Raw genomic sequence first — 18,431 nt, 5'->3', positions numbered from 1 at the left:
GTGCGCCGTCAGGGTTTCGAACCCCGGACCCGCTGATTAAGAGTCAGCTGCTCTACCAACTGAGCTAACGGCGCCTGAATCCTGCTGGACTGCGGTTGCGACAATAACAGCCATTCCGTCGGCTTACGAAATCGCCGAGATGGAGGTTGACCGCTGGTCGCTGTTAACAGTCGTCTACCCCTTAGAATACTCGCCAGTAACACATGGTTGCGGTGCTGCAAGGGGGAGCAACGTACGTGGCAGGTCGTTTGATGACGCGTCAGCGCTTGGGCCGGCGATGGTTGGCCGCCCTGATGGTCCCGCTTGCCGTTTTCGGTGCGGGGGCCTGCGGCAGCGACGGCGGCAGCCCGCAGCCGAAAGCCATCATGGACAAGGCCACACCGTTCGGGGACCTCCTCGTTCCCAAGATCAGCGCGTCGGTGACCGACGGCGCCGTGGGCGTCGCGGTGGACAGCCCGGTAACGGTGACCGCGGACGATGGGGTGCTGGCCTCCGTCGAGATGGTCAACGAAAACGGGCGGTCGCTTGATGGCCAGCTCAGCCCCGACGGCGTGCGCTGGTCGACCACCGAGCCGCTGGGCTACAACAGGAACTACACACTGACCGCCAAAGCGCGGGGCCTTGGTGGCGTGGCCACCCGCCAGATATCGTTCCAGACCCATTCGCCGCAGAACCTGGCCATGCCGTACGCGATGCCGCACGACGGTGAGGTGGTCGGCGTCGGCGAGCCGGTTGCCATCCAATTCGACGAGAACATTGCCAATCGCGAGGCGGCCGAGAAGGCCATCGTGGTGACCACCGACCCGCCGGTCGAGGGCGCGTTCTACTGGCTTAACAGGCGCGAAGTGCGTTGGCGCCCTGAGCATTTCTGGAAGCCAGGCACCGTTGTGAACGTCGCGGTCAACACGTATGGCGTCGACCTGGGTGACGGGGTTTTCGGTGAGGACAACTTGCGCACCCATTTTACCGTCGGTGACGAGGTCATCGCGACCGCCGACGACAACACCAAGATGGTGACCGTGCGGGTCAATGGCAACGTCGTCAAGACCATGCCGACATCAATGGGCAAGGACAGCACCCCCACCGCCAGCGGCACCTACATCCTCGGCCTTCGGTTCGCGCACATGATCATGGACTCGTCCACGTACGGCGTACCGGTGAACTCGCCCAACGGATATCGCACCGAGGTCGACTTCGCCACCCAGATGTCGTACAGCGGTGTTTTCGTGCATTCGGCACCATGGTCGGTGGGTGCCCAGGGCCACACCAATACCAGCCACGGCTGCCTCAATGTGAGCCCCAGCAACGCGCAATGGTTCTTCGAACACACCAAGCGCGGCGACATCGTGCAGGTGCTCAACACCCTCGGCCCGCCGCTCTCGGGCACCGAAGGCCTTGGTGACTGGAACATCCCGTGGGATCAGTGGCACGCCGGCAACGCCAAGGCGTGAGGCGTCACCTACCGGCAGGGGGCGGCGTTGACGCCGGCGCAGTCGGAGCGACGAACAACGCCGGGTCGGCCACAATGACGCTCGGCGCGACATCTCCGGTGCGGGTCGCGACAAACGGCGTCCGGTACACCGTTCCTTGATTGCCGCACTCGTTGCTGAGAATGGTGCCGATCTCGGTGCCTCGAAGCGTGCCGCCGGGCTGTGGCTCCAGTGACCAAAGGCGCGTCTCGTCGTCGGTGACCGGCTTGTTTGTTCCGTCGCACTGCATGGGTGCCTGAAGATCGGTCGTGCCCTGCCAATGACCGTCGACGAAATGGAAAACATTTGTCGTGCCGGTGCCCTCTTGCTGGTTGGATTCGGCCAACTCGGACCCCGCGGCCGCGCATCCGACTGGGGTACACACCGAATGAAAAGCCCACCACTGGGAGACGGCAGTGCTGAGGCCGGTTACCGCGCCGTTGATCGTCTGATTCTGCAGATCGAAGTCCACGCGGTAGGTGCCGTCGAGGACGGGACCCGCGACGTGTGGTGGGGCGGTGCTGGTCGACGGGGCGCTGCTGACCGTCGCCGGATCGGCGACCGTGACACCGGTCGGCACGTCGCCGACGCGAGTCGCGACGATCGGCGCCACGGCAACCTGACCCTGAAGGCCGCATTCGTTGGTGAGCGCGGTGCCGGTCTTCACACCGCGAAGCGTGCCGTCGGGCTGTGGCTCCAACGACCAGGTCAGCATGACGGTGTTCGCGCCTGCGACGACTTGACCGTTGGGTCCGAGGCAGCGCGGCTGGTCGAGTTGGCGCTGAACGGGCGCGGATTGCCAGTGGCCCTCGACGAAACGGTAACCGGCTGACTGAGCCGGGGTGCGCGCCACTCGGGGATTTTTGGTGTCTAGTTGCGTAGCGGTGGCAACGCATTCCGTGGATTTACACGACGAGTGAAAGGCCCACCAACTGGTGTTGTCGGCGGTGTGAATGGCATACGGGGCACCGTTGATCGTTTGCTTCTCATAGTCGTAGTCGAAGCGGTACATGCCGTCGAGTACTGCGGCAGGTGGGGCCGGCGCGCTGGCGGGCGGGGGAGACGCGGTGTTCTTCGTTGGCCGCATCACGAAACCAACGACGCCGATTGCGGTGACCAATACCGCGGCGATCGTCGCTCCGAGAAGAATCCGCGATCGTCTGCGTCGCTTGGCTATCCCGGCGGACGGGGTGCGGACCGCGACTTGAGTCTCGCGCTCCGCGATCGGCGCGGCAACCGTAGTACCGGTCTCGGTGAGGTGATCATCGTCGGCTGGCACGCCGGCCCGCTGGGTGAGGGCAGCGGCGAGGTCGGCGCATCGTTCGAACCGGTCGGCGGGGTCCTTGGCCAACCCTCGCGACAACACCTCATCGAGGCTCGTCAATTCCGGACGCCGATCGCTCAGCTTTGGTAGTGGTGCGGTCAGATGTTGGCTGATGACGGCCACCGGATTGGAATGCTGATACGGCGGCACGCCCGTGAGAAGGTGAAACGCGGTGGCCGCCAACGCGTACTGATCGGCGCGCCCATCGATGTCTGAACCCATCAACTGCTCGGGTGCCGCGTAGGTGAGTGTGCCCACCGTGAAATTGGTCGCGGTAAGTCCACTGATGTCAGCGATTGGTCGCGCAATGCCGAAGTCGGCCAACAGGATTCGCCGCTTGCCGTCCTGAGGATCGGTGACCAAGATGTTCGCGGGCTTGACATCGCGGTGCAACAGGCCCTGCTGGTGGGCGTAGTCGAGTGCGACAGCGACAGCGGTGACGATGGCGCACACGTCCTGTATCGGCATCCCGGCCGGGTAGCGTTCTTTGACAAGCTGTGCGGCGTCGGTGCCGTCGACGTAGTCCATCGCGATCCAGAGCTGACCATCGAACTCGCCGCGATCATGCACCGCGACGACGTTCGGGTGCCACAGCGCGGCGGCCAGGTCGGCTTCGCGCTGAAACCTTTCACGGTAGGCGCTGTCCGCTGTTATCGCCTCGGACAGGATTTTTAGAGCATCGCGGCGTGGCAGCCGTGGATGCTGAGCGAGATAGACCTCGGCCATCCCGCCAGAACCCAGCGGCCGCAGAATGGTGTACCCGTCAAAGGTCGTCCCAGCCGCTAGCGACATGGGCGGATGGTACCGCCGACGTAGGCGGCTGTCAGTCGACCAGCATCTACCCGACGCCGCGCTTGTACATCCTGACGATGTGATCGGTAATCCAGTCGGCGTCAATGATGGATAGCTCTTCGCAGTTGCGTTTTCCGCAGATGCATCCGTAATCGGTTGGCCGGTGGTAACGGGCCAGCTTGCCGAATTGCTCCAGTATCTGGTCGCGCGACCTCAATGCCGCGAGCGTTTGGGCCTTGTAACGGTCGGCGGCGTCTTGCGCGGTGTGGAGCTCGTCGACGGCGTTACCCCACCGGATGCGAACTTCGTTCTCGTGGTCGTGGGCCTTCTTGATCTCGTCGCCTTGATGCTCGTCGCACATACGGCATCGCCATCCACGGATAAGCAGGTGCGCGTTGCGGACCGCCGAGGTAAGCCGTTCCGGCCATTCGAGTTCGCAACACTGACACACCACCGTGTGGGGTTTGAGTTGGTCCATGTCGATCTGCCTCGTTGGGTTCGGTTGTGACGTAACCAACGTCGCACAAGGCACTGACAAAAGCCGGGTAGGCATGCCGAAGCCGGTCTTCTCCCTTAGCGAAATACCTGGTTCGTCAGTTCCCGACGAATACCCACTGCTGAAGACCCTCGTTCCACACCGGGATGTCCCCCGGGTGCCACGGCGGCGCAGGAGGGGGTGGCGGTATCCACGTCGGTGCGAATGGTGGCGCATAGGCCGGCCGGGGTATGTACCACTCCGGCATCGGCGGTGGCGGCTTGCACTCGTTGGTCCACACGTTGCGCGACCAGTTCGGGTCGCATTGCGCTGAACTGATTCCCGGTGTCGCGACCGTCACAGCCGCCATCGCGAGTAACGCGACCGCGACGACATCAGCGGCCAGACGGCGAACAAATCTCGTCATCGCAGGCCTCCCAAAGGACCGGTCCCTGACCATAGGTTGCTTCGAGCTTATGCCCGGCTCAGTCGCAAAGTCACCCGGTTGCCAGCCAACAGCTTGGCCGTTGTTTGGTAGACGTGGGCGGCGGTCGAAATCGCCGACAGCGAGATGCAACAACGATCTGGTTCCTCTGGTCGCAGGTATCACGTCGAAACAAGACGAGTAATCGGCTACTCGCGACAGTTGCACTGCTTAGCGGCACCGTCGAACGGTAGCCAGTGGCCCCGACTCCAGGGCCATTCAAAAGGAGAAGAAATCATGACAAACCCTCCCGGCATGGTGGTAGGGGTCTCCGGGCATTTCGGTGACGTCCTGTTCTCACTGTGGAACTACACCGAGGCAGAGATCGAAGTGAACGTGGAGGCCGAGGCCGTATCGCCGACCGAGCCACTGAACAATCTCTTTCAGGCCACCAACATTGCGGTCCCGTCTAACGCGACCCGCTCGATTGCGGGCCACGTCGATTTGGGCATGCCGACTTATTACCCGTACACGCTGCCCGTAGGCGTGTACAACTTGAACGTCCAAGCAAATACTGACGGAATTTGGTACCAAGTGGCGACCCGCATTGAGGTTTCGGCGCCTCAACCCGTCCCTCTGAACAGGGTCAGCGACAGGGTGGGCACGCTCACCAATCCGATCGTGTGTTGGTGATGGTCGCAGATCATCAAGACACCCGATGGCGTGCGAGACGCCTAGCGCAGGCCAGCTGCTTGGGTGGCTAGTCCTGCGGGCCGGCTGGCGACGGCCGCGTCGGTTCATCGGCAGCACATTGGCCGGCGCAGCATCGGCGGTCTCTGCTTCGTTGGGGGGTCGTCGGTAGTAGAAGGACACCGCCCAGGGTGGATCTGGGCTGGACAGTTCCACCCACGGACCCTGCCCACGGCGGGATGGTCGTTTCATGCCGACTGGGCTTTAGGGCGCGCCGTGTGGCGCAACATCCTGCCCTTGCACCTGCTCACTCGTCTCCCTGTGGCCGCGATCAAGCGGTTGACGTCGGCCTCGGTGAGATAAATCGCGGCGCGGTTGCCAACGTCAACGACGAAGACCCCTCCAGCGTCATCGGGACCGAACGTCCGGCTCAGCCACAGCAGTGCTGTTCACACGTTCCTCTGACCTTTGGGGTGAGTGACGGGACTCGAACCCGCGACATTCAGGATCACAACCTGACGCTCTACCAACTGAACTACACCCACCATTGCCGCCAGCCGGAACCCTAAGGCGACGGGCAGCAGCGTCGATACTAGCGGTTCGGGCGCTCGGCGGCCGAATCGATTGTCTCTGGCGTGGCCGCTTCATCGCCGAGCTCGACGGCTACCGCGGCAATGTCGCTGGTGGCAGGGCCCGGCGGCGGCACGAACGCGGTGCGCCGGTAGTACTGCAGTTCGCGGATGGATTCGTGAATATCGGCCAGCGCCCGGTGCGCCAGCCCCTTGGCTGGCTGGCCGTAGTAGATGCGGGGGTACCACCGGCGGCACAGCTCCTTGATGGAGCTCACATCGATCATCCGGTAGTGCAGAAATGAGTCCAGGGCAGGCATATCGCGGGCAATGAAGCCCCGGTCGGTGGCGATCGAGTTACCGGCCAGTGGCGCCGTTTTAGCTTGTTTGACGTGCTTACGGATGTAGTCGAGCACCATCGCCTCCGCCGCCGCGACATCCACGGTGGATGCGCGCACTTCCTCGATCAGGCCTGAGCGGGTATGCATCTCGGTGACCACATCGATCATCGACGACAACGCCGCGTCGTCGGCGTGGAGCACCACGTCGACGCCATCGCCAAGAACGTTCAGGTCAGCGTCGGTGACCAGCACGGCGATCTCGATCAACTTGTCCGAGCCCAGGTCCAGCCCGGTCATCTCGCAGTCGATCCACACCAGTTCGTCCCGCACAGCGTTCACCCTAGGCAAAGTTAGCTGGCAGATCTGCAGCCACCCCGTCGAGGCGCCGCAGCAAGTAAGGTCATGCGTTGTCGGTACTAGCTTTGATTGTCCGGCTCCTCAGCGGCCCCAAGCGGCCCGCATTGTCGCCGGACTACGACCAACAGGGGAGGCGGACGTCACGATGAGCTCCGAGTCGACACCGCGCAGCGCATCGCCAACGTCGCCGGCGGAGGAGATCGCCAAAGGTTACGCCTTTGAGGGCCACGCCCTGGAGTTGGGCACGGTCGTCGTCGACGGCACGACCGACCCGGCCGCGCAGATCCGCATCCCGCTGGCCACTGTCAACCGGCACGGTTTGGTAGCCGGAGCGACCGGCACCGGCAAGACCAAGACGCTGCAGGTGATCGCCGAGCAGCTGTCGGCCGCGGGCGTGCCGGTGCTGATGGCCGACGTCAAGGGCGACTTGTCCGGCCTGTCGCGGCCCGGCGAGAGCAGCGACAAGATCACCGCGCGCGCCAAGGAAACCGGCGATAACTGGGAGCCGAGCGCATTCCCGGTGGAGTTTTTGTCGCTGGGGACCAAGGGCATCGGTGTGCCGGTGCGCGCCACCATCGCAAGCTTCGGGCCCATCCTGCTCTCAAAAGTGTTGGGGCTCAATGCCACCCAAGAGTCGACGCTGGGCCTGATCTTCCACTGGGCAGGCCAGAAAAACTACGAGCTGTACAACCTGGCGGACTTGCGGGCGGTGATCAGCCACTTGACCAGCGACGAGGGCAAGGCCGATCTCAAGGACCTGGGCGGCGTTTCCGCGCAGACGGCGGGCGTCATCCTGCGTGCTCTAGTCAACCTGGAAGCCGAAGGCGCCGACACCTTTTTCGGCGAGCCGGAACTCGATCCCAACGACCTGTTGCGGCTCGACGACAAAGGCCGTGGGATCATTTCGCTGCTGGAACTCGGCGACCAAGCCGCGCGCCCGGTGCTGTTCTCCACCTTCTTGATGTGGGTGCTGTCCAACCTCTTCTCGAATCTGAAGGAGGTTGGCGATGTGGACAAACCCAAGCTGGTGTTCTTTTTCGACGAGGCGCACCTGTTGTTCACCGATGCGTCGAAGGCGTTTCTGGAGCAGGTCGAGCAGACCGTCAAGCTGATCCGTTCTCGGGGAGTTGGGGTGTTCTTTTGCACTCAGTTGCCCACCGACGTGCCCAATGAAGTGCTGTCTCAGTTGGGAGCGCGCATCCAGCATGCGCTGCGTGCCTTCACTCCCGATGACCAGAAGGCGTTGACCAAAACCGTTCGCACCTACCCGAAAACCGATGTCTACGACCTCGCTTCGGCGTTGACTTCGCTGGGCATCGGTGAAGCGGTCGTCACTGTGTTGTCGGAGCGCGGTGCGCCGACCCCCGTCGCGTGGACCAGGCTGCGCTCACCTCGCTCGCTCATGGCCGCCATCGGCGACGAAGCGATTGGCAAGGCGGCCGAAGCCAGCCCGCTGCATAGCAAATACGGCACGACCAGAGACTCGGAATCCGCCTCCGAGAAATTGCAAGCCAAAAAGGCGCAGGATGCCCCGGCGCCGGCCGGTCAGCCCGCAGAAGCCAAGAAGCCCGGCCGGTGGAAGCGGTTCGTGAATAGCCGCGGTTTCCAGACCTTCCTCAGGGCGCTCGGAACTGAGCTCATCCGCAGCATGTTCGGTGGCAGCGGGCGTCGGCGCCGTTAGGGTCAGCCGCCCATCTTTTTGTAGAAAATTCCGACGATCGGCGCGACGATAGCGCGCGGGGCGTATTGACTCGCCACCGACATCGCCTTGGACGTCACGCCGGGCACGACGCGCATCTTGTTGCGCGCCAAGGCATCTAACGACTTCTGTGCGGTGTACTCGGTGGAGATCCACAAGAAATCGGGCACCAGCTTCTCGACGATCGAGGCTTCGGCCGGATCCGGTAGCTCGGTGCGCACCGGGCCGGGTGCCAGCAGCGTGACGTGCACACCGGACTTTCGCAGTTCACCGCGCAACGATTCGCTGAACGTGTTCACGAACGCCTTAGTGGCCGCATAGGTCGCGTTGTAGGGAATCGGCGAATTGCCTGCTGCCGAACCGGAAATCAAGATGCCGCCGGCCTTGCGCTCGATCATGCCCGGCAGCACCGCCAGCACCAGGTCGTGCACGGCGATCGCGTTCAGCTGCACCTGGGCCTTTTCCGTCGCCGCGTCCAGCGTCGAGACCGGTCCGAAGGTCGCGGTGCCCGCGTTGGCGCACAGGATCGAGATGTCGCGGGTGGCCAATTCGTCGGTCAGTTTTGTGCGTTCGGCTGCATCGGCGAGATCGGCCGGGCGTACTTCGACAGCGACTCCGTATTTGTCGGTCAGGCGGCCGGCGAGGTCGGTGAGGATGTCCTCGCGCCGCGCGGTGAGGATCAGGCTGTGGCCGCGGGCGGCCAGCTCGGTGGCCAGTGCTTCGCCGATGTTTTGCGAGGCTCCGGTGACAACGGCGCGAGCGTCGGGGCTGGGCGCGGGTACTGGCATCCGCCAATGGTAGGAGCCGATCGCGAGCGCGGTGAAGGCGGGCGCTGCGGGTCGGCGACCGGACATGTTGGAGCCGATCGCGAGCGCGGTGAAGCCGGGCGCTGCGGGTCGGCGACCGGACATGTTGGAGCCGATCGCGAGCGCGGTGAAGGCGGGCGCTGCGGGTCGGCGACCGGACATTAAAGTGCGAGCATGAGCAACCCGGGATCGGGTTCGCGCAGATCCGAGCGATCCCGGGTGCTGACGTGGGCACTGTGGGACACCGGTGCTGCCGGCCTGAGCGCGATCGTGGTGACCTTCGTCTTCTCGGTCTATCTCACCGGCGCCGTCGGCAAGGGCTTACCTGGTGGCGTCCCACCGGCGAGTTGGCTGGGTCGCGCGCTGGGGATCGCCGGGCTGACTGTTGCGCTCCTGGCGCCGCTGATCGGCGTGTGGGTGGAGGATCCGCATCGGCGGCGCACGTCCCTGACCGTGCTGACCGGCCTGACGGTGGCGCTGACGGGCACAATGAGCCTGATCCGCGAGCAACCGCAGTATTTCTGGCTGGGGTTGGCGCTGCTGGGGGCTACTGCGGCGTCCGGCGATCTGGCCACCGTTCCGTACAACGCGATGCTGCGCCAGCTGTCGACTCCGGAGAACTCAGGGCGGATCTCCGGATTCGGCTTGGCGGCGGCATACGTCGGTAGCGTGATGCTGCTGCTGGTGGTCTATTTCGGTTTCATCTCCGGCAAGGGCGTTGCCCGCGGGTTGTTGCACGTGTCCGCCGGCGACGGCATGAACGTCCGGTTGGCGATGCTGCTTGCCGCCGGGTGGTTCGCGGTCTTCGCGTTGCCGCTGCTGCTGACCGCCCACCGGCTGCCTTCCGTCGTCGAGGTCGCCCGGCCCGAGGGGGGCATGCTGGCCGGTTACCGCAAGCTGTGGTCGGATCTAACGGCCGAATGGCACCGGGATCGCAACCTGGTCTATTACCTGATGGCCAGCGCGCTGTTTCGGGACGGGCTGACCGGTGTGTTCACCTTCGGCGGCGTGCTCGGTGTCAACGCCTACGGCATCTCACCGGCCGAAGTGCTGATATTCGGCGCGGCCGCCAGTGTGGTGGCGGCGGTGGGCGCCGTGCTCGGCGGGCTGTTGGACGACCGCATCGGATCCAAACCGGTGATCGTCGGATCACTGGCCAGCATCATCGCGGTGGGACTGACCTTGGTGGCGGTCTCAGGTCCCCGGTTGTTCTGGATCTGCGGACTGCTGTTGTGCCTGTTTATCGGTCCGGCGGTGTCGTCTGCGCGGACCCTGCTGCTGCGCATGTCGGGAGAGGGCAAGGTAGGTGTGGCCTTCGGCCTCTACACGATGACCGGACGCGCGGTGTCCTTCGTGGCGCCGTGGCTCTTTTCGGTCTTCGTCGAGTTCTTCGGCGCCGTCCGCGCCGGAATGGGCGGCATATGTCTGGTCATGGGCGTCGGGCTGGCGGGCATGCTGATGGTCCGCGCCCCGCACCGAACCCTCATGGCCGACGTAAGTTGAACCGGACAATCAAGATCAGCCCGATCCGTTGCAGACCGTCAGGCCGGCGCCGGTGCGTTGGTTGATCTCGACCCCGTCCACGGTCACCGAGCAGGTGACGTCATGGCCGATATTGATGATGGTGATGTTGGGCGTTCGGCTGCCCGAATCCGGCAGGCTGACTTCCTTGCTCCACGGCAACCCGACGTTGAATTCGGTCTGCATCATCCCGTCGTTGTCCACGTAGGTGATGCTGATCGCGCGGCCTTCGCCGGTGACGTTATAGACCACGGTCTGCATGGCGCTGGCGTTGGCCGGCGGACTGGTTTCGGTGCTGGTCGGCTCGGATGCGGTGGCGGACGGCGAGGGCGACGTCGGTGCGGTCGACGCCGGGTTGGGTGAACTCGGCATCGCCGGCAGCGGGGCGACGGCGGTTTCCTTCCTGGCCGTGCCGTTGGCGATCACCAGGGCGATGACCAGTGCAGCAACCAGCAGGACTGCCGCGGCAGCGACGATCCACAACCAGCGCGGTGCTTTCTGTCGCCCGGGTTCAGGTTCTTCTGTGAGTTGATCCGGCGGAGGCTGACCGTGCAACCAGTACCGGGGAATCTTGTCGGTCGGGTTGGTTGCGTTCGGATCGGCCGCTGAGCCCGGGTAATGCGGCGGGGGATAGAACGACTGCCCGCTGTAAGCCGGGTCGGTGTACGGCGGGTAAGGCTGACGTATTCGTCGGGTTTGTTCGGTCCCCTGTTGATCTGAACGGGCGTTCTCGGACCGACGTGGATCGTTCATGTCCACCTCATGGCTGCAGGGTACCTGCAGCACGACGCTGGGCGCCGGGACACCCGATGAGCGGGTGTTATCCGCGCAGTGAGTCAGATCGCTGACAGGCGAAGCGCCGCCGGCGCGCTTTCGGGCACGATCGGATTGCGGGGGCGGACGACCGAACTTCGGCGATAGGTCGAACCAAGTGCAGGACGTGGGTCGGGGTCGCCTTTATTGGGCCAGAACGCGACCGCGCGTTCCGACATCGCGGTGATCGTGAGTGCAGGATTGACGCCGAGGTTGGCCGCGATGGTTGAACCATCGATGATGTGCAGGCCCGGATAGCCGTACAACCGGTGGTAGGCGTCCACGACGCCGGTGGCCGGCGAATCTCCGATAGGGCAACCGCCAATGAAATGGGCGGTGGTCGGTCGGTTGAAGAGGTCGAAGTAATAGCCGCGGGCGTCGCCATCGAGCTTCGCCGCCGCGCGTCGCGCGACGTCATGGCCGACCGGATTCCAGTTCGGATTGGGCTCGCCCCTGCCCTGTCGTGAGGCCAGTTTCGCGCCGAAGAGGCCTCGCTTGAGGTACGTCGTCAGCGAATTGTCCAGATCCTGCATGACGAGCAGGGATATTGATCTCTCAGATGCTCCTCGGGCGTCGAGGGAGCGGGCGAATGCAGCCGGATGGCGCAGGTTCGTCAGCACCCATTTGGCCAGGCGGTGTCGATCGCCGTCGACCAGAGTGGTGGTGAGCGCGAACGGCGAATCGCTCCCCTTCTCGACATGGAAGGCCTCGACGTGGGTATGTGCATCGGGGTGGATCGACGACGTCCCCACCACGCCTTGGGCCAAATCCGTGCGTGTTCGCGCAGTAGCCACCAGGCTGAGCTCTGAGTTCGTCCGTGCCAGTTCACCCAATCGCGGCGATATACGCGGCAATGATCCGTTGACCCGCAGTCGATGGAGCAGGTTTTGAGTGCCGATCGCGGCGGCGGAGAACACCACCTGATCGGCGCGCCAGGTCCGGCGTTGTTTGCGCACCCGCCGCCCAGTGTGGACGGTTTCGACCTCGTAACCGCCGCCAGGCAATTCGCGAACGTCGACGACGGTCGTCATCGGATGAACCTGCGCGCCGGCCCTTTCGGCGAGGTACAGGTAGTTTCGTTCGAGGGTGTTCTTGGCGTTGTTCGGGCATCCGGTGATGCATTGAGAGCAGAAGGTGCAACCGGCCCGGTCTGGTCCGACGCCGCCGAAGTACGGGTCGGGCACCGTCTTGCCGGGCTCGCCGAAAAATACACCCACCGGGGTTGGGCGAAACGTGTCGGCGATGCCCAAATCGTCGGCGATCGATTTGAATACGTCGTCTGCCGGGGTCAGCCTCGGATTGGTAGCGACGCCGAGCATCCGTTTGGCCTGGTCGTAATGGGGCGCTAATTCGGCCTTCCAGTCCGTGATCGAGGCCCATTGGGGATCGTTGTAGAACTGTTCCGACGGTTCGTAGAGGACGTTGCCATAGATCAATGATCCGCCGCCGACGCCGGCGGCCGATTGAATGACGACGTTCTTCAGGATGGTGAGCCGCAGGGGGCCAAAGAGGCCGAATTTAGGTTGCCACAGGGCTTTTCGCAGAGGTAACTGGCCGGGAGGATAGTCTTGCGGCCGCCAGCGCGCCCCTTGCTCGAGCACGCCGACGCGATATCCCTTCTCGCTCAGACGAAGAGCAGTGACCGAGCCGCCGAAGCCCGACCCGATCACAATCACGTCATAGTCGGGACTCACCGAAGTCCTCTCGCGCGCTGCCTAGGGCCATCGATCGTTGGCGACCGAGTCGTAGTAGGTCGACGCTGAGAATATCGCCCGGCCAAGTAGTCGATTACTGGAATTGATCAAGCGGTTCAGGGTCAGGAAGCGCCGACGGCCAACGCGGCAACCGTCATTGCCCGCATCACCGCCCGTGACCGCACGGTTCGCGCCGCCCTGCCTTCGCCGGGCTTGAGGCTGTGCGGAGTGGAGTTCAGCAGACCGAACACGGCATGTGCCATGAGCCGAGCGTCGGCCTCGGCGAGCGCCGGTTCGAGCTCACGCAGCACTCCCACCCAGACCTCTACGTACTGGCGCTGCGCGCGGCGCACCTGGCGTTGGGCCGCTGGCGGCAAATGGGCGAGGTCGCGGTCCTGAATACGGATCAGATTCGGTTCACTCAGCGCGAAGTCGAGGTGGAAGTCGATCAAGCCGTCCAGCGCCGGGGCGGCGTCAGTCTCGCGGGATCGGACCTCTCGCGCGCCGGTGAGCAAGCGGGTGCTGATGCCGACCAACAACTCGACCAGCAGCGACTCCTTGTTGGGAAAATGCCGATAGATCGCCGGGCCGCTGACACCCGCTGCGGCGCCGATGTCTTCCAGCCGCACCGCCAGAAACCCGCGTTCGGCAAACAGCCGCTCCGCTGATGACAGCAGTTGCAAGCGCCGGTCCGACTTGCGCCGACTCCGGCGATTCGGCATATCCGTCAGGCCGTCGCGGTCACTGTGGTCGGCCGGAGCAGAAACTGCCATGACGGCCTCCCTCGACAACTTGTACTGGACACTTCGGTTAATCGCCACTAACATATCACGAGTTAGTGATCATTAACCGAAATTGGCGTGTAAACGATGACCTCTCCGGCAGAAAACCGCGACGCGCACGGCGCGCTTGTCGGGCGGCTGCGCGACAAGCTGGCCACGGCCGCCCTTGGCGGCCCGGAACGAGCCCGTACACGCCACGTCGACCGCGGCAAATTGCTGCCGCGTGACCGAGTTGACGGCCTGCTCGATCCCGGCAGCCCGTTGCTCGAGATCGCTCCGCTGGCCGCCGACGGCATGTACGACGACGAGTGCCCAGGCGCGAGCATCATTACCGGCATCGGCAGGGTCTCCGGTCGTGAATGCATGATCGTGGCCAACGACGCCACAGTCAAAGGCGGCACCTACTACCCGATTACGGTGAAAAAGCACCTGCGGGCGCAGGAGATCGCCGGGCAGAACCGGCTGCCCTGCATCTACCTCGTGGACTCCGGGGGCGCGTTCCTGCCCCGCCAAGACGAGGTGTTTCCCGACCGCGAGCATTTCGGCAGGATCTTCTACAACCAGGCCAAACTCAGCTCCGAGGGCATCCCGCAGATCGCCGCCGTGCTGGGATCGTGCACGGCGGGCGGCGCGTACGTTCCGGCGATGAGCGACGAGGCGGTGATCGTCCGCAATCAGGGCACCATCTTTCTCGGCGGCCCGCCGCTGGTGAAGGCCGCCACCGGAGAAGTGGTCACCGCCGAGGAGCTCGGCGGCGGCGATCTGCACTCCAAGATCTCCGGTGTCACCGATCATCTGGCGCACGACGACCGCGATGCGCTGCGCATCATCCGCCGGATCGTCTCGACACTGGGGCCGCGCGAACCGCGCACCTGGGATGTGCGGCCGACCGTGGATCCGATTGCCGATCAAACCGAGCTCTACGATGTGGTTCCGGTCGATCCGCGCATTCCCTACGACGTACACGACGTCATCACCCGGCTCGTCGACGGGGGCGAATTCGGAGAATTCAAAGCCGAGTACGGCAGCACGCTGGTCACTGGCTTCGCGCGAATTCACGGCCACCCGGTGGGGATCGTCGCCAACAACGGTGTGCTGTTCAGCGAATCAGCGCTCAAGGGAGCGCATTTCATCGAACTCTGCGACAAACGGTTGGTGCCGTTGTTGTTCTTGCAGAACATTTCCGGGTTTATGGTGGGTCGTGACTACGAGGCCGGTGGCATCGCCAAAAACGGCGCCAAGATGGTCACCGCGGTGGCGTGCGCGCGAGTGCCCAAGCTCACCGTGGTAATCGGCGGGTCCTATGGTGCGGGCAACTACTCGATGTGCGGACGGGCGTATTCGCCGCGCTTCCTGTGGATGTGGCCAAACGCCCGGATATCGGTCATGGGTGGTGAGCAGGCGGCGTCGGTGTTGGCGACGGTGCGCGGGGAGATGACGGCCGAGGAGGAAGAAGCGTTCAAGGCCCCGATTCGCGAGCAGTACGAGCATCAGGGCAATCCGTACTATTCGACGGCCCGACTCTGGGACGACGGGGTTATCGATCCCGCTGACACCAGAACGGTTGTCGGTCTGGCGCTTTCGGTGGTGGCGAATGCGCCCGTCGAGCCGGTCTCCTACGGTGTCTTCCGGATGTAGAGGCACATGGGCATGAGAGAACTACGTACTGTGCTAGTCGCCAACCGGGGCGAGATCGCCGTCCGGGTGATCCGGACGCTCAAGGCGATGGGCATCCGGTCGGTGGCCGTCTACAGCGACGCCGATGCCGACGCCCGCCATGTCGGCGCGGCCGACCTCGCGGTCGCGATCGGACCGGCGCCCGCGCGCGACAGCTATCTCAACATTCCCGCCGTCGTCGACGCGGCTGTGCGCACCGGAGCACAGGCCGTACACCCGGGGTACGGATTCCTTTCGGAGAACGCCGATTTCGCGACTGCTTTGGCATCGGCGGGGGTGACGTTCATCGGTCCGCCGGTGCGCGCCATTCAAACCATGGGCGACAAGATCGCCGCCAAGGGCACCGTATCGGCGTTCGGCGTGCCCGTGGTTCCCGGTATCGCGCGGCCCGGCCTCACCGACGATGAACTGATCGCTGCCGCTGAGGAGATCGGCTACCCGGTGCTCGTCAAACCGTCTGCCGGTGGCGGCGGCAAGGGCATGCGCATGGTCGAGCGGCCCGCTGACCTGCCGGCGGCGCTGGTCAGTGCCCGCCGCGAATCGGCGGCCGCGTTTGGTGACGATACGCTCTTCCTCGAGCGATTCGTGTTGCGCCCCAGGCATATCGAAGTTCAAGTGCTGGCCGACACCTACGGCAATGTGGTGCACCTCGGCGAACGAGAGTGCAGCCTGCAGCGGCGACATCAGAAGGTGATCGAAGAGGCGCCATCGCCGCTGCTGGACGCCGCGACTCGAGCCCGGATCGGCGCCGCCGCATGCGATACCGCCCGGAGCGTGGATTACACCGGCGCCGGCACGGTGGAGTTCATCGTCTCGGCCGATCGGCCCGACGAATTCTTCTTCATGGAGATGAACACCCGGCTACAGGTCGAGCACCCGGTCACCGAAATGGTGACGGGGTGGGACCTGGTCGAATGGCAAGTCAGGATCGCGGCGGGGGAGAAGCTGAGCGTCGGTCAAGCCGATATTGCCCTGCACGGGCACGCGATTGAAGCGCGGGTTTACGCCGAGGACCCTGCGAACGGCTTCCTGCCCACCGGCGGCGATGTGCTGGCGATGGTGGAACCGGATGCAACCGGTGTGCGAGTCGATTCCGGTCTGTCCGCGGGAATGGTCATAGGCAGCAACTACGACCCGATGCTGGCGAAGGTGGTCGGGCATGGCGCGGATCGGGCGGCCGCGCTGCGGACCCTCGATCGGGCGCTGGCGGATACCGCGGTGCTTGGTGTCGTCACCAACATCGAGTTCGCCCGGTTCCTGCTGGCTGATCCCGATGTCAGCGCCGGTCGGCTCGACACCGGGCTGTTGGACCGACGAGCCGGGGATTTCGTCGCGACACCCCCGTCCGACGAACAGTTCATCGCTGCTGCGGCCTTCCACTGGTTGCGTCTTTTCCCCGCCCCGGGCGCGGACTTGTGGGAGGTGCCATCCGGTTGGCGCGTCGGCGCCAGAGCACCGGTGAGCATCCGGCTGCGCGCCGGGGACCGCATCGACCACGTGCACATCACCGGAGTGCCGAGATCGGCCGAAGTTTGCATCGAAGATGGCGAATGTCGCTCGTTGCAGTCCGATCTGACGGGCGACCAGCTCACGGTGACGCTGGACGGGCTGCGTAGCGAGTACACCGTCGCCGGGGCTGACAGCAAGATCTGGTTGGCCGGCGGCGGCACCACCGCGGTGCTCGAAGAGGTCAGGGAAGCGCCGGTACGCCCAGACGACGAGCCCACCGGCGACGCCGAATTGACCAGTCCGATGCCCGGCGCGGTCGTCGCGGTGAGCATTGAAGACGGCGCCGAAGTCGAGGCCGGAGCCGTTGTGGTGACGGTTGAGGCGATGAAGATGGAGCACGCGCTGACGGCGCCCGTCGACGGTGTGGTCGAACTTCTCGTCGCCGTCGGCGACCAGGTCAAGGTGGGTCAGCCGCTGGCCCGGATTACCGCGAGCACCAACGCATTACCAAAAGTAGAGGATGACGTGTTATGACCGACTTCCTGTCCACCGCGACGCTCCCGGACGAGTACCAACAGCTGGCCAAGACGGTCCGTGACTTCGCCCAGAGCGTCGTCGCACCGGTGGCCGCGCAGCACGACGCGGAGCACTCGTTCCCCTACGAGGTGGTCGCCGGGATGGCTGCGATGGGCCTTTTCGGTCTTCCCTTCCCGGAAGAGTTCGGCGGAATGGGCGGCGACTACTTCGCGCTGTGCCTAGCGCTGGAGGAACTGGGCAAGGTCGACCAAAGCGTGGCCATCACGCTAGAAGCGGGCGTTTCGCTGGGCGCCATGCCGGTCTATCGGTTCGGCACCGATGCCCAGAAGCAGGAATGGTTGCCGCAGTTGGCAAGTGGTCGTGCCCTGGGTGCGTTCGGGCTGACCGAGCCCGGCGGCGGCACCGACGCCGGTGCAACCAAGACCACCGCGCATCTCGACGACGGCTATTGGGTGATCAACGGGTCCAAGCAGTTCATCACTAACTCTGGTACCGACATCACCAAGCTGGTGACGGTCACCGCGGTGACCGGCGAGCAGGACGGCAAAAAGGAGATCTCGTCGATCCTGGTACCGGTACCCGCGCCGGGGTTCACCGTGGAGCCGGCCTACAACAAGGTCGGCTGGAACGCCTCGGACACCCATCCGCTCAGCTTCGACGACGTCCGCGTGCCCGAGGAGAATCTGCTCGGCGAACGCGGTCGCGGATATGCCAACTTCTTGCGCATCCTCGACGAGGGCCGCATCGCGATCGCTGCATTATCCACCGGAGCTGCGCAGGGTTGCGTCGACGAGAGCGTCAAGTACGCACGGGAACGCGAAGCGTTTGGTCAGCCGATCGGTCGATATCAGTCCATCGCCTTCATGATCGCGCGGATGGAGGCTCGCGCGCACACCGCGCGCACGGCCTATTACGACGCCGCGGCGCTGATGCTGGCCGGTAAGCCATTCAAGAAGCAGGCGGCGATCGCCAAGTTGGTGGCCAGCGAGGCGGCGATGGACAACGCGCGTGA

General features: G+C 64.5%; 15 protein-coding genes and 2 tRNA genes. 7 read left to right on the top strand and 10 right to left on the bottom strand.

What is annotated here, in order from left to right:
- Nucleotide 1: 1 nt before the first annotated feature.
- A tRNA-Lys gene (locus VNW74_RS25950) sits at nucleotides 2-74 on the bottom strand.
- 177 nt (nucleotides 75-251) lie between these two features.
- Between VNW74_RS25950 and VNW74_RS25945 the strand changes: the two genes are divergently transcribed.
- Nucleotides 252-1,451 carry a L,D-transpeptidase gene (locus VNW74_RS25945; protein ID WP_325682184.1) on the top strand — a complete coding sequence of 400 codons (1,200 nt, stop codon included), beginning with the start codon at nucleotides 252-254 and terminating at the stop codon, nucleotides 1,449-1,451.
- 4 nt (nucleotides 1,452-1,455) lie between these two features.
- On the opposite strand, the gene VNW74_RS25940 is transcribed toward VNW74_RS25945, so the two are convergent.
- From VNW74_RS25940 to VNW74_RS25930, 3 genes are all read right to left on the bottom strand, one after another.
- Complete coding sequence (locus tag VNW74_RS25940; RefSeq protein ID WP_325682182.1) at nucleotides 1,456-3,585, bottom strand: serine/threonine-protein kinase; 2,130 nt, start codon at nucleotides 3,583-3,585, stop codon at nucleotides 1,456-1,458.
- A 46-nt stretch (nucleotides 3,586-3,631) separates the two neighbouring features.
- Entirely contained in the window at nucleotides 3,632-4,063 is a 432-nt protein-coding gene (locus VNW74_RS25935) for a hypothetical protein (protein WP_325682180.1), read from the bottom strand.
- Nucleotides 4,064-4,178: 115 nt separating this feature from the next.
- Complete coding sequence (locus VNW74_RS25930; RefSeq protein WP_325682178.1) at nucleotides 4,179-4,487, bottom strand: hypothetical protein; 309 nt, start codon at nucleotides 4,485-4,487, stop codon at nucleotides 4,179-4,181.
- Between the two features lie 294 nt (nucleotides 4,488-4,781).
- Between VNW74_RS25930 and VNW74_RS25925 the strand changes: the two genes are divergently transcribed.
- The gene (locus tag VNW74_RS25925) at nucleotides 4,782-5,177 is read left to right on the top strand and encodes a hypothetical protein (protein WP_325682176.1); all 396 of its coding nucleotides are present in this window, start codon (nucleotides 4,782-4,784) and stop codon (nucleotides 5,175-5,177) included.
- Between the two features lie 466 nt (nucleotides 5,178-5,643).
- Here the strand turns inward: VNW74_RS25925 and VNW74_RS25920 are convergent.
- Nucleotides 5,644-5,719, bottom strand: a tRNA-His gene (locus VNW74_RS25920).
- 47 nt (nucleotides 5,720-5,766) lie between these two features.
- Nucleotides 5,767-6,414, bottom strand: coding sequence for an oligoribonuclease (gene orn, locus VNW74_RS25915; RefSeq protein ID WP_325682174.1), 648 nt, complete (start codon nucleotides 6,412-6,414; stop codon nucleotides 5,767-5,769).
- Nucleotides 6,415-6,586: 172 nt separating this feature from the next.
- On the opposite strand from orn, the gene VNW74_RS25910 reads away from it, so the two are divergent.
- A complete protein-coding gene (locus VNW74_RS25910) occupies nucleotides 6,587-8,122 on the top strand; it encodes a helicase HerA-like domain-containing protein (protein ID WP_325682172.1) in 1,536 nt (511 codons plus the stop codon).
- A 2-nt stretch (nucleotides 8,123-8,124) separates the two neighbouring features.
- On the opposite strand, the gene cmrA is transcribed toward VNW74_RS25910, so the two are convergent.
- The gene (gene cmrA, locus VNW74_RS25905) at nucleotides 8,125-8,928 is read right to left on the bottom strand and encodes a mycolate reductase (protein WP_325682188.1); all 804 of its coding nucleotides are present in this window, start codon (nucleotides 8,926-8,928) and stop codon (nucleotides 8,125-8,127) included.
- Nucleotides 8,929-9,120: 192 nt separating this feature from the next.
- On the opposite strand from cmrA, the gene VNW74_RS25900 reads away from it, so the two are divergent.
- Complete coding sequence (locus VNW74_RS25900; RefSeq protein ID WP_325682170.1) at nucleotides 9,121-10,449, top strand: MFS transporter; 1,329 nt, start codon at nucleotides 9,121-9,123, stop codon at nucleotides 10,447-10,449.
- 15 nt (nucleotides 10,450-10,464) lie between these two features.
- On the opposite strand, the gene VNW74_RS25895 is transcribed toward VNW74_RS25900, so the two are convergent.
- From VNW74_RS25895 to VNW74_RS25885, 3 genes are all read right to left on the bottom strand, one after another.
- On the bottom strand, nucleotides 10,465-11,220 hold the full coding sequence (locus VNW74_RS25895; protein WP_325682168.1) for an MmpS family transport accessory protein: 756 nt from the start codon (nucleotides 11,218-11,220) through the stop codon (nucleotides 10,465-10,467).
- Between the two features lie 83 nt (nucleotides 11,221-11,303).
- Nucleotides 11,304-12,974 carry a GMC family oxidoreductase gene (locus tag VNW74_RS25890; protein ID WP_325682166.1) on the bottom strand — a complete coding sequence of 557 codons (1,671 nt, stop codon included), beginning with the start codon at nucleotides 12,972-12,974 and terminating at the stop codon, nucleotides 11,304-11,306.
- A 122-nt stretch (nucleotides 12,975-13,096) separates the two neighbouring features.
- Complete coding sequence (locus VNW74_RS25885; RefSeq protein WP_414686775.1) at nucleotides 13,097-13,747, bottom strand: TetR/AcrR family transcriptional regulator; 651 nt, start codon at nucleotides 13,745-13,747, stop codon at nucleotides 13,097-13,099.
- A 96-nt stretch (nucleotides 13,748-13,843) separates the two neighbouring features.
- Between VNW74_RS25885 and VNW74_RS25880 the strand changes: the two genes are divergently transcribed.
- From VNW74_RS25880 to VNW74_RS25870, 3 genes are all read left to right on the top strand, one after another.
- The gene (locus VNW74_RS25880) at nucleotides 13,844-15,394 is read left to right on the top strand and encodes a carboxyl transferase domain-containing protein (RefSeq protein WP_325682164.1); all 1,551 of its coding nucleotides are present in this window, start codon (nucleotides 13,844-13,846) and stop codon (nucleotides 15,392-15,394) included.
- Nucleotides 15,395-15,406: 12 nt separating this feature from the next.
- Entirely contained in the window at nucleotides 15,407-17,416 is a 2,010-nt protein-coding gene (locus VNW74_RS25875; protein WP_325682162.1) for an acetyl/propionyl/methylcrotonyl-CoA carboxylase subunit alpha, read from the top strand.
- A partial coding sequence (locus tag VNW74_RS25870; RefSeq protein ID WP_325682160.1) for an acyl-CoA dehydrogenase family protein occupies nucleotides 17,413-18,431 on the top strand: 1,019 nt, incomplete at its 3' end. The genes VNW74_RS25875 and VNW74_RS25870, both read left to right, overlap by 4 nt.

Source organism: Mycobacterium sp. (assembly GCF_035570115.1).
In the GTDB taxonomy this organism is placed as follows: Bacteria; Actinomycetota; Actinomycetes; order Mycobacteriales; family Mycobacteriaceae; genus Mycobacterium.
The sequence above is the reverse complement of the archived record's forward strand: the minus strand, read 5'-3'. Positions and strand labels throughout refer to the sequence as shown.